This is a genomic window from Wolbachia endosymbiont of Anopheles demeilloni (assembly GCF_018491735.2).
In the GTDB taxonomy this organism is placed as follows: domain Bacteria; phylum Pseudomonadota; class Alphaproteobacteria; order Rickettsiales; family Anaplasmataceae; genus Wolbachia.
Window position 1 is genome coordinate 1,138,688 of sequence record NZ_CP084694.1, and the last position, 15,086, is coordinate 1,153,773.

Here is a 15,086-nt window from a genome sequence, read left to right on the forward strand (position 1 = left end):
GGCTACTGGAAGGATAAGAGGCTACTTGAATGAAAAGAAAGGGAGCAATGGCTTGCACATTTCCTTGAACAGGTAGGTTAAATTAGGTTGAAGTCTTAGCAGCAGCAAGTCTGTTAAAATCTTCTTCAGCGTGGTACGATGACCGCGTTAATGGGCTTGATGCAACTACCAAAAAGCCTTTGGAATAAGCAATATATTTATAATGCTCAAACTCTTCTGGGGTAACATATCTATCAACCTTTACATGCTTTGGAGTTGGTTGCAAATATTGACCAATTGTAATGAAGTCAACTTCGGCGCTACGTAAATCATCCATAACCTGAAAGATTTCTTCTTTTGTTTCTCCAAGACCAACCATAAGCCCTGACTTCGTAAAAAGTTTAGGATTAATCTGTTTCACCATCTTTAGCAAATATAGTGAATGAAAATAACGAGCTCTTGGTCTTATTTTTGCATACAGCCTTGGTACTGTTTCGATGTTGTGGTTATAAACATCAGGTGATGCAATAGCTATTGCTTCAAACGCTCCTTTCTTATTTAAAAAATCAGGAGTGAGAATTTCTATTGTTGTTTCCGAAGTTATCTTTCTAATTTCTTCTATACACCTTATAAACTGATTTGCACCACCATCTGGTAAATCGTCACGGTCAACAGAGGTAATGACAACGTGCTTTAAATTTAACTTTTTTATTGCTTTTGCTAAATTTTCTGGTTCATGAGGATCGAGCTTATCAGGAATGCCAGTTGCAACGTTGCAAAACGCACAAGCACGAGTACAAACAGAACCGAGAATCATCACAGTAGCATGACGTTTATTCCAACATTCACCAATATTTGGACACGCAGCTTCTTCGCATACTGTATGTAAGTTATGTAGCTTAACAGTGTGTAAGGTTTCATTGAATATTTTACCAGCTGGAGCTTTTGCTCTGAGCCATATAGGCTTACTATGCATCTGAAATAGCTAATTCTACCTCTTGTTTTGCTAAAACTTTCTTTAATCTTCTTTTTATCTTTTGTGCTTCTTTACTTAGTTTAATTGTTTTTGTATTGAGCAAGAAAGCATCAAGATCACCTTTATAGTCTATAGTTCTTAAAGTTCTTGTTGCTATACGAAAGCTAAACTTTTTGTCTAATATATTACTCGTCAATGTAACTTTATGTAAATTTAAGAGAAAGGTACGCTTTGTTTTACGATTTGAATGCGATACCTTATTACCAAAAGACTTTTTTCTATTTGTTAACTCACAAATTCTACTCACTTCAATATACCAATTTATCCTATGTAACTAGGTTAACCTGATATAGTTAAATAGTCAACTCCCTTGCTTGATTTTTATACCGTATACTGCTTTATAGCCAAAAAACACTGTAATTTTTTCTATTATAAGAGAAACCATATGCTGCATTTCTAATGATTTACTGCCATTTGTTACTAACAGATACAGCACACCAGAGTTTACGTTTTGTGCGTATGAGATCTTTTGTGGTTTTGTACATTCTGCTAATTCCTCTCCAACTATACTTTTCCAGTTTAAAATAAGACGTATTTCATTTTTGCTGATCTTATTTTTCATGCATTTTAATGCATAGTTTTCTATTATAGATTTTAATTTCTTTGGCCCGCTATATTTAAACATCTTTCCAGTGCTTAAAATTAAATTATATTACAACTTTCTTATACAAAAAACTAACTTATTGTTTTCATGACCCTCGGCCTCACACATAAAAAGCAGTATTTGTATATCTAGCATTTGCCAGAATTTTGTGTTTCCTACCTTGTAATCATTTTTAATTTTAATTTGTTAAATTATTATGAAGTTAAGTAAAATTCGAGTAAAGTATAGTATTTCCAAGAAGATTATCTTTTTACTGTATGCCGTAATTTTCTTATAGCTATCTGTTTTTAAGATCTTTCTGCAATCCAAGTTGCTTGAATGGCCTCTAATATTTTTTCATTACAATACTTTTCATCATCATCAAACTCTTCTAAATCCAAGACTTTTCTTTTAAGTTCAGTGAATCTAATACTAATTATATCTTCATTTGAAAATTTCTCTTCTAGAGCTTCTGCAATATCTTCTATATCAAGCCATTTCATACTTTTTTAATAAATTGAACTGGTGCCCATGGGGAGACTTGAACTCCCAAGGTCGCAAAACCCACGGATTTTAAGTCCGCTACGTCTACCTATTCCGCCACACGGGCCTTATTTATCTAGAGTAAAATTCCACTACTAAATTGACTTCCATGTCTTCTGAATATGGGACTTCGGAATATTGAGGCGCTCTCAAATACTTCACTGAAAGTGCTTTGCTATCTGCCTCTAAATAATCTGGAGCCTTACGTTCTTGTTTTTGTTCAGCCTCTATTAATATAGGAATTTTTGCTGCTCTTGCCCTTATTTTTACTATATCACCAGGCTTCACTCTATAACTTGATATGTTAACCACCTTATCATTAACTGTAACATGTTTATGAGATATAAGCTGTTTTGCCGAGTAAATTGTTGGCACAAAACCAGAGTGATATAAAACAGAACTTAACCTTGATTCTAAGGCACCAATAAAATTATCAGCCGTATAACCTTTTCTTTTGTAAGCATCTAAAAATGTACGTCTAAGCTGTTTGCTTGAAATTGCATAGTAGAACTTAAATTTTTTATGTGCAGCAAACTGCTTACCAAAGTCAGATAACTTCTTAAATCCAAGAATACCATGCTGGCCTGGAGGGTATTTTCTTTTATTGACCGAATCTTTTGCTCTACCCCATAAGTTTACACCAAGCCTGCGACTGATTCTATACTTTCTATTGATAACAGTTGTCATACAAAAATTCTCACAATCTAACTATAAATTATTAATGATTTTAACATTAAGTGTCAACTTGTTTTTGCCACTATGATATAGTATACTTCACTTTTAAGTTTTCCTATTAATACATGAATCATCTACTACTAAAATCCATGGCAAATGCTGTCCGCTTTTTATCAATTGATGCAGTACAAAAAGCAAATTCTGGACATCCAGGTATGCCACTTGGCATGGCAGATGTTGCCACTGTATTATTTGCTAAATATCTAAACCATAACCCTGATGATTCTCAATGGATCAGTAGAGATCGTTTCGTCCTATCAAATGGTCACGGTTCAATGTTGCAATACTCTATATTATATCTGACAGGCTACATTAGTATAGATGAACTAAAAAACTTCAGGCAACTTACATCAAAAACTCCAGGTCACCCAGAATTTGGCTTAACTTCTGGTATAGAAGCAACAACAGGCCCGCTTGGTCAGGGATTTGCCACTACTGTTGGCATGGCACTTGCTGAATCGATTCTTGAAAAGCAGTTTGAAATCAGTCACTACACTTATGTAATGCTAGGAGATGGTTGTCTTATGGAAGGTATAAGCCATGAAGCAGCGTCCCTTGCTGGGCATCTTAAATTAAATAAGCTGATAGCACTTTTTGACGACAATGACATCTCTATAGACGGCTCTACTAGCCTCTCTTGCTCTGATGATGTAGAAAAGCGTTTTTCAGCGTATGGATGGAATGTTGACAAAATCGATGGGCATGACTTTGATGCTATATTCCTTGCAATAGAGCAGGCGCAAAAGTCTGATAAACCTACACTAATCTGTTGCAAAACTATTATCGGAAAGTTTTCGAGCCGTGCTGGCACATCTTCTGCTCATAGTGGTGCCTTTACAGAGGAAGATGTAAAACAGATGAGAGAAAAATTGAATTGGAATTATGAACCATTTTATGTACCAGAAGATGTGAAAAACGCTTGGATGGAAACAGTTAAGAGGGCAAAACAAAACTATACATCCTTGATCAATGAAGAACTACAAAGAAGACTTGAGAAACGTTTGCCAGACAATATCGAAAATGATTTGGCTAACCTGAAGAAACAAATATGTGAGCTCGTGCCGAACGAAGCTACTCGATCTTCTTTCGGCAGAGTAATGGAATTATTAACTAAGTCTATGCCAGAATTAATTGGTGGCTCTGCTGATCTTACCGGTTCAAATTGTACTAAATATAAGCACATGCAGGTAATAGATAGTAATAATTATGGTGGCTCTTATGTACACTATGGAGTGAGAGAGCACGCTATGGCAGCTTGTATAAATGGTATGGCTCTTCATGGTGGAATTATTCCTTATGGTGGAACTTTTTTAGTATTTTCCGATTACTGCCGACCTGCTATACGTCTTTCAGCTTTGATGAAACAGCAGGTTATATATGTAATGACTCATGACTCAATTGGAGTAGGGGAGGATGGTCCAACTCACCAGCCAATAGAGCATTTAGCTTCTCTGAGAGCTATACCAAATCTGTATGTTTTTAGGCCAGCAGATGCAATTGAAACTTTGGAGTGCATTAGCATTGCACTTGAAAAAAAAGAGTCACCTGCACTATTTGCGCTTTCAAGGCAAAATATTAATTACATCCACTCTTATACTGACCAATTGGCCAACCTATCAAAATTTGGTGCATATATACTATGCGAATATTCAGGGAAGCTAGAAGTGACGATATTTGCTACCGGATCTGAAGTTGAAATTGCAGTTGAGGCAAGAGAAAAATTACAGGAAAAAGGTGTAGGTACAAGGGTCATTTCTATGCCGTGTTGGAGGCTTTTTGACGAGCAAAGTGATGAATATAAAGGGGTAGTATTAAATAATGACAGCATCAAAGTTGCAATTGAAGCTGGAAGTGAAGTGGGTTGGCATAAATATGTAGGCTCAAACAGTATATTTATTGGCATGAAAAATTTTGGAGAATCAGCACCTTATGAAGCTCTTTATAAGCATTTTAATATTAGCGCTGATTATGTAGTAAAATGTGTTTGTGAAAACGCTTTTTATCATTCCACTGCCCATAAAATTACTTAATGAACTCAGCCATTACCATCATTATGATAAGAAAGCTAGTGAAATGTTTCGAGTAATTTTTTCTTTTCTATGAGCTACTTTAGGGCAAGAATAAAGTTTTAATCATTCCATGATTTCTGTATAATTTTCAAAACTTAATTGATATATATGAAGATAATAATAGGTAGTGCTAGTAAACAATTAGGAGATTTAATAGCAAGTGGTTTAAATGCTCAGCTATTTCCTAATCAGGTGTCAAGATTTGCTGATGGTGAGGTAAATGTAGAAGTAGCAAATGATCTACGTGATCAAGAAGTATACTTAGTACAATCTATTTCTTCCCCTGTAAATGATAACCTTATGGAGCTTCTGCTTACAATTGATGCAGCAAAGAGGTCAGGAGCCAAGAGAATAACGGCTATTATTCCTTATTACGGATACAGTAGGCAGGATAGGGTTATTAAAAACAATAATATGCAATCTGCTTTAAGTGCTAAATTAGTTGCAAATCTTATTCAAACTGCAGGTGCAAATAGCGTTGCTGCTATTGATTTGCATTCAAGTCAAATTGAAGGTTTTTTTGATATACCAGTTACTGGTATAAGCTGTTTTGAAGTATTTGTTAACTCTATATACAAGGAGAATTTGGCAATAGTTGCGCCTGATGTTGGAGCAATTGGAAGGGCTCGTACTTTTGCAAAGATTTTAGAGGAAAAATACAAGTTAGATAATGATATTGTTGTAGTAGATAAATATAGAGAAAAAGCAGGTACATCTGAGGTAATTAATGTAATCGGAGAAGTTGCAAACAAAAATTGCGTCATTGTTGATGATATAGTTGACTCTGGCGGAACATTATGTAATGCAGCTCTTGCTTTAAAAAACCGAGGAGCAAAGTCTGTAGTTTCGTGCATTACACATGGAATACTTTCAGGAAATGCAGTTGAGAAAATCTCTTCCTCTTCTCTGGATAAATTAGTAATTACGGACACCGTATTTCACAAATTTAAAAAAAATGATAAGATAGAGGTTGTTTCAATTGCAAATATTTTAATTTGCTTTATGCAAGGAGGTAAAAATGCCAGCTAGATCAACAGAAGATGTTATCACTTCGTTAATAGAATTTGCAAATAAGAGAAAAATAACAATTACTAAAGAAGAAATGCTTAAAACTGCACAGCTTGTGAGGATTAAGTTATCCGATGATGAGATTCAATACTACTCAAAAGAACTGACAATGCTGGATTGGATACATGATACTTTGTTGAAAGTTAATACTGAAGGTGTTTCTCCTATGCGTTATGGAACTATAGATAAGGATATCCATGTACGCGATGATATTATAAATTCTCAAAACATTAAAGAAGAAATATTATCCAATACAAAATCGGAGCATGGGTATTTCGTAGTACCGAAGGTTATAAACGATTAAGATAAAGCAAGATTTATACCGATTTTATAGATCTACTTTCAAAAATAAGACCAATCTGGTAAAGAAGCATTCGTTGGAGTAAAAACCATTTTTTGATTTTTCTTTACTAAATCTACTAAATATAATTTAGAGTTGCTTGGTGATTCTGTGTTAGTAAAGATAATTTCTCTGCCATTTGGTAGCCATGCCGGAGATTCAATTTTATGTCCCTCTGAAAGCAAGCGCTCTTCTTTGCCATCTGGCTTCATAACTCCTATGTAAAATTTTCCTGACTGAATTTTTGTAAAAGCTATCAGATCTCCTTTTGGCGACCAAACAGGTGTAGCATATCTTCCATTTCCAAAACTAATTCTCTTGGGTTTTTTGCTTTTTTTAGTGAAATCTATGATATATAGTTGCTGACTTCCACTTATATCAGAACTAAAAACCATGTACTTTTGATCTGGAGACAAAGAGGGAGAAGTACTTATAGCTGAACCTTTAGTAATTTTTTTTGTTCGTTTACTGCTTAAGTCTAGAGATAATATATTTGTTTCACCACTCAATGAGTGGGAAATAAAAAGAGATTTACCATCAGGAGAAAATCTTGGTGCAGAAATAACTCCTTCAAATGCGCTGATTATTGATTCAGTGTTATCTTTTAAATTTTTTAATATTATATAACTTTTACCATTTGTGTATGAGATATAAACAATACCCTTTCCATTTGGTGAAAATCTTGGTGTTGACACAAATTTCTCACCATTTGTTAAGTACTTTATATTACTTCCATCTTGATTCATCACAGCAATTTTACGGACGGATTTGTAATTGCTATCTTTTTCTTCAGCGATATATGTAATTTTTGTATTGAAATGCCCTTTCTCACCAATCAATCTATCATGTATCACATCTGAAACAAGATGACTAATTTTCCTCCAGTCTTTTGCTAGAAAAACAACCGACTGAGTAAGTAATTCTCTGTTTGTAAAGCTGTCAGATAAACGAAAAGATAGCTCTAAATTTCTGTTTGATACTTCACTTAAACTTACTGTGACTATAGTATCGCTTTTCCAAGACTCAACTTTCGTGTTACGTTTCACATTAAATAAGCCACAATTAGATAGATTTGTTTCAATTACTTTTGTGATGCTTTCACTTAGCTCACTTTCCACTTCTGTCTTGCATGCACATTTAGATACAACAAGATCAATATTACCAATATTGCTTTTTTTTATATCAACATATAAAACAGCTTTTGTGGAATAAGGAATAAATAACGAAATAAATAACACCAGTTGAACGAATAGCTTCATTAGATTTCTTGCATTACCTCCTGTCATCTCAGCAAATATCTTACTTTTGAAGTTAAACTGCATGACAGTAGAGTAAATCAATTTCTGCAGTACTTGACACTGAAATCCAGAAATTTGACTGCAAGTAAGTGCACTGAGGTGGCAAGCATAAAAGTAGCTGTTTTATTCTAAAATAAACGTCTTTGACAAGGTTGCATGAAAAACTGGATTCCAGTGTCAGAGCACTGAGATGACACCTTACTGGTGGAGATTCCTCTAAAACTACAATGTTTGCCTGGGCGTTGAGATGGCACCCTTCTGGTAGATTCAAATCACAATGTTTGTATAGTTGTGTGATCTGACATTGATTTTTTTTTATGGATTCCAGTATTGCATGCTGAAATAATATCAAAGAATACATTGTTAACTTCTTACTCAAATAATGGTTAATAAAAAGAGGTGTATTTCTATACCTGTTCTATCTGGACTTCAATTATAGGTCTTTTTAGTAAATATTCTTTTAAGATACTAAATATTGAGCTCTCAATTTTATTTCTTATTTTTTTTATCGGCTGTGAGTCAAATGCTAACTCAACCTTCTTTATGATCTTTTGCATAATGGCTGCATCTTTTTGCGCTTCGAAAACACCAGGTGCAAATACTTTTGGCTTAGCAAGCAGTTTATTTTTCTTGTTTACAACTGCTGTCACTACGATAGCTCCGGCATCTCTCATTCTCTCACGCATTTTTATAACGCTGCATTCTGGATGACGGAGTAACATACCATCAATACCAAAGTAGTCAACATCAATGGAGCTAACTTTTTCCCCATTTTCCAAATTAACAATATCACCTGGTGCAATCATTATTGCTTTTTTCACACCGCACTCTTTAGCAAACTTTACATGTGCATCCGTATGAATATACTCACCATGAACCGGAATAGACATCTTAGGTTTTATCAAAGAATACATTTCCCTTAGCTCTGCTTTTACTGGATGTCCGGAAGCATGAACATTCTCTGTTTTTTCAGTAATAACTTCCACTCCCATCTCAATAAAGGCATTGAGCATGTTATGTGCACGAGTTTCATTGCCAGGAATGATTTTTGATGAAAAGATCATGGTATCACCTTGCTGCATTTTAAATGCTTGATGACTCTTGGCGGCAAGTCTTGCGGTAGCTGCCAGTGGCTCACCTTGACAACCTGTGCAAAGTAGCACCAGCTTTTCCCTTGGAAAATTTACTGCCTCCTTTGCTTCTAGAAACTCAGGAGAATCAGTTAAATAACCACTATCCTGAGCAACTTTCACTATTCTCCATAAAGATCTGCCAAGTAAAACCACTTTTCTATTTAGTGCTTGTGCAGCTTTAGCGATAGTCTCAATTCGCGCCAAATTTGAGGCAAATAGCGATACAGCAATCAATTTTTTAGACCGCTTTATTATATTGTAAATATTATCATAAATTTTACTTTCTGATTCAGGATCGTGTTTGCTCAGTATGTTTGTTGAATCACAAATTGCTGCAAGTAGATCACCTTTATCGCCAATTTCTTTTAAACGCTCTATATTAGAAATTAATCCAACAACAGGTTTTGGATCAAATTTCCAGTCCCCAGTATGAAGTGCACTACCTGCTTCAGTGCTAATTAATATTGAATTTGCCTCAGGAATTGAGTGAGTTACATTTATAAACTCAACGGTAAAAGGACCCAAATTTATGCTGCCATTTATGTCTACCTCTTTCACAGGTACCACACCTTCCAATCGAAACTCCTTTAGTTTCTCCTTGAGAAAATTAACTGTAAACTTTGTTGTATATATGGGACATTGCAAATCTTCCCACAGATGAGGCACTGCACCACAGTGATCTTCATGTGCATGTGTAATTATTATTCCAAGCAACTCTTTTTTTCTTTGAGCAATAAAATCTACATCAGCAATGAGTAGCTCAACACCTGGCATAGTTTCATCTGCAAAACCGATACCAAGGTCGATCATAATCCACTTGCCTTGATAATGATATAGGCTAACGTTCATCCCAATTCTTCCTACTCCTCCAAGAGGAAGAAATAAAAACTCATTTTTGTTTATGTTCATTAATTTTAAATTATTAAAATGCGAGGATAGCAAAACTTCGACCTTAAATAAAGGAATTTATCACTTTTGCATAACTTAAAAAAATCTTTTCACTAAAAGAGAAGGCTTTCAAATTGGTAAAAAGAATTAAGTGTAGACAGCTACCTCTTTATATCATTTAGCAAATTTCTCATTTTTTTTTTACTTTTCCAAAGAATCCTTCAGATTTCTGCTCTACACTTTCATGTTCCTCTTCCTCAAGCGCTTTTAATAGCTCAATCTGCTTTTGGGTTAAATTCTTTGGATTTAAAGTCTCAACTATTACCTGTACGTATAAATCACCACGAGCATGTGAGTTCATATATGGCATACCCTTTTCCCTACAACGTAGTTTGGTACCAGTTTGAGTGCCTTCAGGGACCTTTACTTTTATTTTAGCTCCATCAATTGATTGAATATCGATTTCACCACCAAGCACTGCTAGTGTCATTCTTATAGGCACTTTACAGTGTAAATCTGCTCTATTGCGAGTGAAGATCTGATGAGTAGCTATTTTCACACATACGTATAAATCTCCGCTTTTTCCACCTCTTGCTCCAGCTTCTCCTTTACCACTGACCCTTACCTTAGCTCCTTCTTCTATGCCTTTTGGAATTGAAACGGAGATATTTACTTCATCTCTTTTACGCCCACTTCCAACGCATTTCTTACATTTATTTTGTATTATTTCTCCTTCCCCATAGCATGTAGTACACGTTCTTTCAATGGTAAAAAAGCCCTGTTGAGTTCTGATTCTACCGCTTCCCTGGCATGTGTTGCACTGAACTGGTTTGATTGCTCCTTCGCTACCTGTGCCTTGGCATGTATTACATTTTATATTTGTCACATAATGTATAGGTGCTTGTATTCCTTTAAATGCATCTTCTAAGGTAATTTCAAGGTTGTAGCGCAGATCTGCTCCAGATACTTCTGTTGTACTTCTTTTTGTTCTTGACCTACTTGTACTGCCGCCGAATCCTCCACCAAAAAAATCGTTAAATATATCGCTAAAATCCCCTCCAGCTTGGCTGAAATCAAATCCACAGGAAGCACCATCGTGACCATAACGATCATAACCTGCTCTTTTTTCAGAGTCAGATAGAACTTCATATGCAGCTGTTACTTCTTTAAATTTTTCCTCTGCTTCCTTATTACCAGGATTTCTGTCAGGATGATATTTTAATGCTAGTTTTTTATATGCTTTTTTTATCTCGTCAGTACTAGCATTTCTGCTCACTTCTAGCAGATCATAGTAGTCTTTTTTGTTCATATATAATAGCTCAGTATTTTACCTTTAGAGATAGGTATTACATATATGAATTTCAAGTATGACCTCTATTTCCTATAAAATATGGTGCACCCTGAGCGACTTGAACGCCCGACCTTTTGATCCGTAGTCAAATGCTCTAATCCAACTGAGCTAAGGATGCTTTCACAAAGTTGACTTTAACAGATTTTATAGCTTATTTCAATTGGTTTAGCTAAAAATAAAACTCTTATCATGTATGAAACCTGTAAGAAATTGTACTAGCTCTCTTAAAGGATAACTTAAGTTAACAGTTTTCAATTATTTTGATTTTAGAACCGCTATCCGAATAAGAGCTTTTCACATTATACTGCCAAGCTGCTAACAAATAGCGGAATGACGGTTATAGTTAAATCTAAACTATTTTGGCTATATCAGAAGACGGGTTATGCAGAAACCTTAAAATACTTCTTGCTTGCCAAGGAGAATAAATACATTCCTAAAAACAAGCAGATACTCAATATCGATGCATAGGAAAACTTGAAAATTAAATCTTTAATATATCTTGATAAGCATTTACCTGCAGAAATTTTGTATAGTAGTCCAACACAAACAATCGTACTATCAATGACTGATGCTATAATTAAAGTTATGAAATTTGCCATATGAAAATTCAATTTGGACTTTAATTTTTTTAAAATAACTATGCTTGAGAGAAGAGAGACTAGAATTGCAGTATATGAAACCAATATTACCAAACTAAAATTTTGCAATTTAAAAAGACAGCATATCACTGTACACACTATTAAGCTGTAAGTAGCTTTTCTTCTACCATGAAACTCAATCATTGAATTTACAACTAAAGTAGCTCCCACAAATAAGGTAGCACATATCATTAATTTATTTGAAGTGTTAAGTAAAGAAAGACTGATAAGCAAGAGTATTGATAAAATGGACATAATCACCTACCCAAATTTAATAACATGCATTTATTTTAATCAGACATTACACATAATGAAAAATTTGTCTAGCGTAATCAAAAGTTATTTAAACTAGTACCTAAGTCTTTCAAATCTATTCTTATAATATTCTTTATATTGAGAGCTTTCTCCTTTGTCAATTTTCCAATACATGAAAAAACTATACCTTTAAACAATTCTTCAAACTTCCGCTGATTTTGCGGGGCAATGGTTACTAATATTCTACTTTGCGATTCAGAAAACATTATTATCTTGTTTATTATGTCTGTATTTTGTGTTTTTCCTATTGGTACTAGTGAAAGATCAATTTCAGCACCAAGGTCTCCTGCAATTAGCGATTTTGCCAGAGCAATAATTAAGCCGCCTAAGTTTGGTGCAATTGCAGAGACAATTATGCCATCTTTTATTGCCTGGTTGTAACGTTCATACAACTTCCTAGCGCTCTTTGCATTAACTTTTGGCACGTTGTTATTATCTATTCCACTATATAACTGGTATTCAGATTTACCAAGCTCATCGTGGGTTGTACCAAGCACATATATCAAGTCCCCTGGCATTTTCACATCAAGCGATACCGCATTTTCAATATTGTCTATAACTCCAATTGCTGAAATGAGTAATGAAGGTGGTGCAGATATCATCACTTTCTCGCCATTTTCGTCATATCCCTTGAAATCATTGAACATACTGTCTTTTCCGGATATAAATGGCGTTTTAAATGCAGTTGCAAAGTTGTAACAAGCCTCTGCAGCTCTCTTTAGTTGCCACAATCTTTCTGGATTATAAGCATCGCACCAGCAAAAATTGTCGAGCAACGCTAGATGATTTATATTTCCTCCTGCAGCTACGTAGTTGCGTATTGCAGTGTCAATTGCACATGCTGCCATGTGATAAGTGTCAATTTCTCCATAACTTGAGCCAAATCCCTGCGATTTTACAATACCTTTGTTTGAAGAAAGGACTGGCCTCGAGACAACAGCTTCACTGCACACTCTTCCCTTGCCTTGCAGTGGTTTCAGTATTGACGATCCTTGAACCTCATGGTCATATTGCACCACTATAAACTCTTTGCTGCGTATGTTTGGTCTGCTTAGCATTTCTTTTAGTGCAAAGGTATCATTCCAGTGCTTGACACTGGAATCTATCTCAAGCTCAACTCTGCCATCGCACGTATTTTGACATAAAGTTTTAGATTTATTTGCAGACAAAGCCTGCTGGATTCCAGTGTCAAGCACTGGAATGACAGGAGAGAATTCTGGAATGACAGCGTATGGGGTAGATTTTCCAGACCATGGCTTTGTTTGTAAATGCACTTTGGGATTACCGTCATGCAGAAATTCAGTTTCGATGTCCATTATTACTGCCCCTGGGGGACATTTAACAACGGCTTTGCCACTTTTGTTGAATTCTCCAATTACACAGACCTCCACATCATGTGTTTTCATGATTTGCTTAAACGCAGGAAGATTTTCTTCTGGCACTGCTAAGGTCATTCTCTCTTGTGATTCTGATATCCATATTTCCCACGGAGCCATACCATCGTTTTTAAGGAGAACCTTGCTCAAATCAACTTCAAATCCGTCTTTTCCCATTTCACCAATGGACGATGATAGACCGCCTGCTCCATTATCCGTTATTGCATTATAAAGACCAAGATCTCTTGCTTTTACGACGGCGTTGGATAATTTTTTTTGTGTTATAGGATCACCAATTTGCACAATTGTTGAAGGGCTGTTTCCCGACAATGCCTCTGAAGAAAAAGTTGCACCGTGAATTCCGTCCCTTCCAACTCTTCCACCAATAATTACGATTTTATCACCGTTTTTGGGTTCTTTTATGTGTGAAGGTGCATTATTTATATTCCGTGGAATAATTCCGATGCTTCCAACAAAAACTAATGGCTTTCCACAGAATCTATCATCAAAGTATACCAATCCAAGTTGCGTTGGAATACCGGAGCAATTACCAGCAACATTAACACCGTGAATCACTTCTTTCATTATATATTTTGGTGGTAAGATTTTATCAGTACGCTCTTTATCTCTATAAAGTTTACCTTTTGATTCTTTGGCAAAGCAAAAGTAATAAGTATTCATGATAGGTTCTGCACCTTTGCCAAAACCGACTATATCTCGATTAACTCCAAGCACTCCAGTCATTGCTCCACCGAACGGATCGAGAGCTGAAGGACTATTGTGAGTTTCAACTTTATCTACAATCAAGTAATCGTCATCAAAAATTATTCCTCCTGCGTTGTCGGAGAAAACTGACACGCATATGTTAGAATTTATCTCACGCGTTGCACGCTTAATATAATGAGCATATAGACCGTCTTTTATTTCATCAATAGGGGAGCAAAAAATATTGTGTTTACAATGTTCAGACCAAGTCTGTGCCAGAGACTCAAGTTCAATATCATATGGATTTCTACCGAGTTTTTTAAAGTAATCCTTTATAGCTTTCATTGCTGCCAGCGAGAGCCCTAAAGTGCCATTACCATCGATTCCATCTCTGCTGATTTTTTCAAGCTCTTGGTCATTTACATTAAGTTTGACAGATTTTGCTCCATTATTACCTGGTGTCATCCCAGTGCTTGACACTGAAATCCATTCTTTTTTTTCCTGGTCACGCGCTGTAATGACACCAGGTGGGGTATTTTGTTTACTGTAATACTTCCAATGGCAATTGCCGTTTTCTTTATAGAAAAGTATGCAATATTCAGTAATAGGATTGAATTCCTGTTTTATATCATCTTCGGTTGGAAAACCTCCTTGACTTAGAATCAATTTTGAACTTCTTGCCTTGATAGAAACACTTTCATCAATATGGCCTTTGCTCATTAGATATTCTCTAATAATTTGTTTTGCCGTGTTTCCTACGTTATTGGTCATGCCAGGTAAAAAGCTTATCTCCAAGCCCCACTTTGCTTGTGATTCTATGAAGTTATATTGAACTTCTTCAAGGTTTTCATTGTAGGAATAATAACGGCAGTCTTGTATGACTTTATTATAAAATAGCCCACAAATTTCTTCATGTAATTTTGATGGTAATTCTTTGCTTATGTAAATCAAGTAAACATTAACTACCCTTCTGCGGCCAACTTGTTCACATTTATTAAAAACTTCTATTCTGATGTTTGCCATGTAATA

The 15,086-nt window shown here is 35.3% G+C and carries 13 protein-coding genes and 2 tRNA genes; 3 read left to right on the forward strand and 12 right to left on the reverse strand.

Annotation, left to right across the window (positions count from 1 at the left end):
- Positions 1-82: 82 nt before the first annotated feature.
- From lipA to rpsD, 6 genes are all read right to left on the reverse strand, one after another.
- Complete coding sequence (lipA, locus tag JSQ73_RS06110) at positions 83-955, reverse strand: lipoyl synthase (RefSeq protein WP_214250205.1); 873 nt, start codon at positions 953-955, stop codon at positions 83-85.
- Positions 948-1,262, reverse strand: a complete 315-nt coding sequence (rpmB, locus tag JSQ73_RS06115) for a 50S ribosomal protein L28 (protein WP_214250206.1) — start codon at positions 1,260-1,262, stop codon at positions 948-950. Before rpmB ends, lipA begins: the two co-directional genes overlap by 8 nt.
- Before the next feature lie 54 nt (positions 1,263-1,316).
- Positions 1,317-1,640 carry a DUF721 domain-containing protein gene (locus tag JSQ73_RS06120; RefSeq protein ID WP_214250207.1) on the reverse strand — a complete coding sequence of 108 codons (324 nt, stop codon included), beginning with the start codon at positions 1,638-1,640 and terminating at the stop codon, positions 1,317-1,319.
- 266 nt (positions 1,641-1,906) lie between these two features.
- On the reverse strand, positions 1,907-2,101 hold the full coding sequence (gene iscX / locus JSQ73_RS06125) for a Fe-S cluster assembly protein IscX (RefSeq protein WP_214250208.1): 195 nt from the start codon (positions 2,099-2,101) through the stop codon (positions 1,907-1,909).
- 20 nt (positions 2,102-2,121) lie between these two features.
- Positions 2,122-2,208, reverse strand: a tRNA-Leu gene (locus JSQ73_RS06130).
- A 5-nt stretch (positions 2,209-2,213) separates the two neighbouring features.
- Positions 2,214-2,828 (reverse strand): 30S ribosomal protein S4, encoded by a 615-nt coding sequence (gene rpsD / locus JSQ73_RS06135; RefSeq protein ID WP_214250209.1) that lies wholly within the window; start codon positions 2,826-2,828, stop codon positions 2,214-2,216.
- Between the two features lie 113 nt (positions 2,829-2,941).
- On the opposite strand from rpsD, the gene tkt reads away from it, so the two are divergent.
- The 3 genes from tkt (at position 2,942) to gatC (ending at position 6,317) form a co-directional block, all read left to right on the forward strand.
- Positions 2,942-4,906 carry a transketolase gene (tkt, locus tag JSQ73_RS06140; protein ID WP_214250210.1) on the forward strand — a complete coding sequence of 655 codons (1,965 nt, stop codon included), beginning with the start codon at positions 2,942-2,944 and terminating at the stop codon, positions 4,904-4,906.
- A 147-nt stretch (positions 4,907-5,053) separates the two neighbouring features.
- Entirely contained in the window at positions 5,054-5,974 is a 921-nt protein-coding gene (locus JSQ73_RS06145) for a ribose-phosphate diphosphokinase (protein WP_214250211.1), read from the forward strand.
- Positions 5,964-6,317 (forward strand): Asp-tRNA(Asn)/Glu-tRNA(Gln) amidotransferase subunit GatC, encoded by a 354-nt coding sequence (gene gatC / locus JSQ73_RS06150; protein ID WP_007302647.1) that lies wholly within the window; start codon positions 5,964-5,966, stop codon positions 6,315-6,317. Before JSQ73_RS06145 ends, gatC begins: the two co-directional genes overlap by 11 nt.
- Before the next feature lie 38 nt (positions 6,318-6,355).
- On the opposite strand, the gene JSQ73_RS06155 is transcribed toward gatC, so the two are convergent.
- From JSQ73_RS06155 to JSQ73_RS06180, 6 genes are all read right to left on the reverse strand, one after another.
- The gene (locus tag JSQ73_RS06155; protein ID WP_214250218.1) at positions 6,356-7,612 is read right to left on the reverse strand and encodes a Tol-Pal system protein TolB; all 1,257 of its coding nucleotides are present in this window, start codon (positions 7,610-7,612) and stop codon (positions 6,356-6,358) included.
- 446 nt (positions 7,613-8,058) lie between these two features.
- A complete protein-coding gene (locus JSQ73_RS06160) occupies positions 8,059-9,693 on the reverse strand; it encodes a ribonuclease J (RefSeq protein ID WP_214250212.1) in 1,635 nt (544 codons plus the stop codon).
- A gap of 169 nt (positions 9,694-9,862) precedes the next feature.
- Positions 9,863-10,981 carry a molecular chaperone DnaJ gene (gene dnaJ / locus JSQ73_RS06165; protein ID WP_214250213.1) on the reverse strand — a complete coding sequence of 373 codons (1,119 nt, stop codon included), beginning with the start codon at positions 10,979-10,981 and terminating at the stop codon, positions 9,863-9,865.
- Positions 10,982-11,063: 82 nt separating this feature from the next.
- Positions 11,064-11,141: transfer RNA gene (locus tag JSQ73_RS06170), tRNA-Arg, on the reverse strand.
- Between the two features lie 262 nt (positions 11,142-11,403).
- Positions 11,404-11,622, reverse strand: coding sequence for a hypothetical protein (locus JSQ73_RS06175; protein WP_234301737.1), 219 nt, complete (start codon positions 11,620-11,622; stop codon positions 11,404-11,406).
- Positions 11,623-11,993: 371 nt separating this feature from the next.
- A complete protein-coding gene (locus JSQ73_RS06180; protein WP_214250215.1) occupies positions 11,994-15,080 on the reverse strand; it encodes a phosphoribosylformylglycinamidine synthase subunit PurL in 3,087 nt (1,028 codons plus the stop codon).
- Between the last annotated feature and the right edge of the window lie 6 nt (positions 15,081-15,086).

Excerpts from the sequence above, each read along its gene's own strand:
- JSQ73_RS06120 (WP_214250207.1), bottom strand. The coding sequence starts at position 1,640 with ATGTTTAAATATAGCGGGCCAAAGAAATTAAAATCTATAATAGAAAAC.
- JSQ73_RS06155 (WP_214250218.1), bottom strand. The coding sequence starts at position 7,612 with ATGAAGCTATTCGTTCAACTGGTGTTATTTATTTCGTTATTTATTCCT.
- rpsD (WP_214250209.1), bottom strand. The coding sequence starts at position 2,828 with ATGACAACTGTTATCAATAGAAAGTATAGAATCAGTCGCAGGCTTGGT.
- iscX (WP_214250208.1), bottom strand. The coding sequence starts at position 2,101 with ATGAAATGGCTTGATATAGAAGATATTGCAGAAGCTCTAGAAGAGAAA.
- dnaJ (WP_214250213.1), bottom strand. The coding sequence starts at position 10,981 with ATGAACAAAAAAGACTACTATGATCTGCTAGAAGTGAGCAGAAATGCT.
- lipA (WP_214250205.1), bottom strand. The coding sequence starts at position 955 with ATGCATAGTAAGCCTATATGGCTCAGAGCAAAAGCTCCAGCTGGTAAA.
- JSQ73_RS06175 (WP_234301737.1), bottom strand. The coding sequence starts at position 11,622 with ATGGCAAATTTCATAACTTTAATTATAGCATCAGTCATTGATAGTACG.
- tkt (WP_214250210.1), top strand. The coding sequence starts at position 2,942 with ATGAATCATCTACTACTAAAATCCATGGCAAATGCTGTCCGCTTTTTA.
- gatC (WP_007302647.1), top strand. The coding sequence starts at position 5,964 with ATGCCAGCTAGATCAACAGAAGATGTTATCACTTCGTTAATAGAATTT.
- JSQ73_RS06145 (WP_214250211.1), top strand. The coding sequence starts at position 5,054 with ATGAAGATAATAATAGGTAGTGCTAGTAAACAATTAGGAGATTTAATA.
- JSQ73_RS06180 (WP_214250215.1), bottom strand. The coding sequence starts at position 15,080 with ATGGCAAACATCAGAATAGAAGTTTTTAATAAATGTGAACAAGTTGGC.
- JSQ73_RS06160 (WP_214250212.1), bottom strand. The coding sequence starts at position 9,693 with ATGAACATAAACAAAAATGAGTTTTTATTTCTTCCTCTTGGAGGAGTA.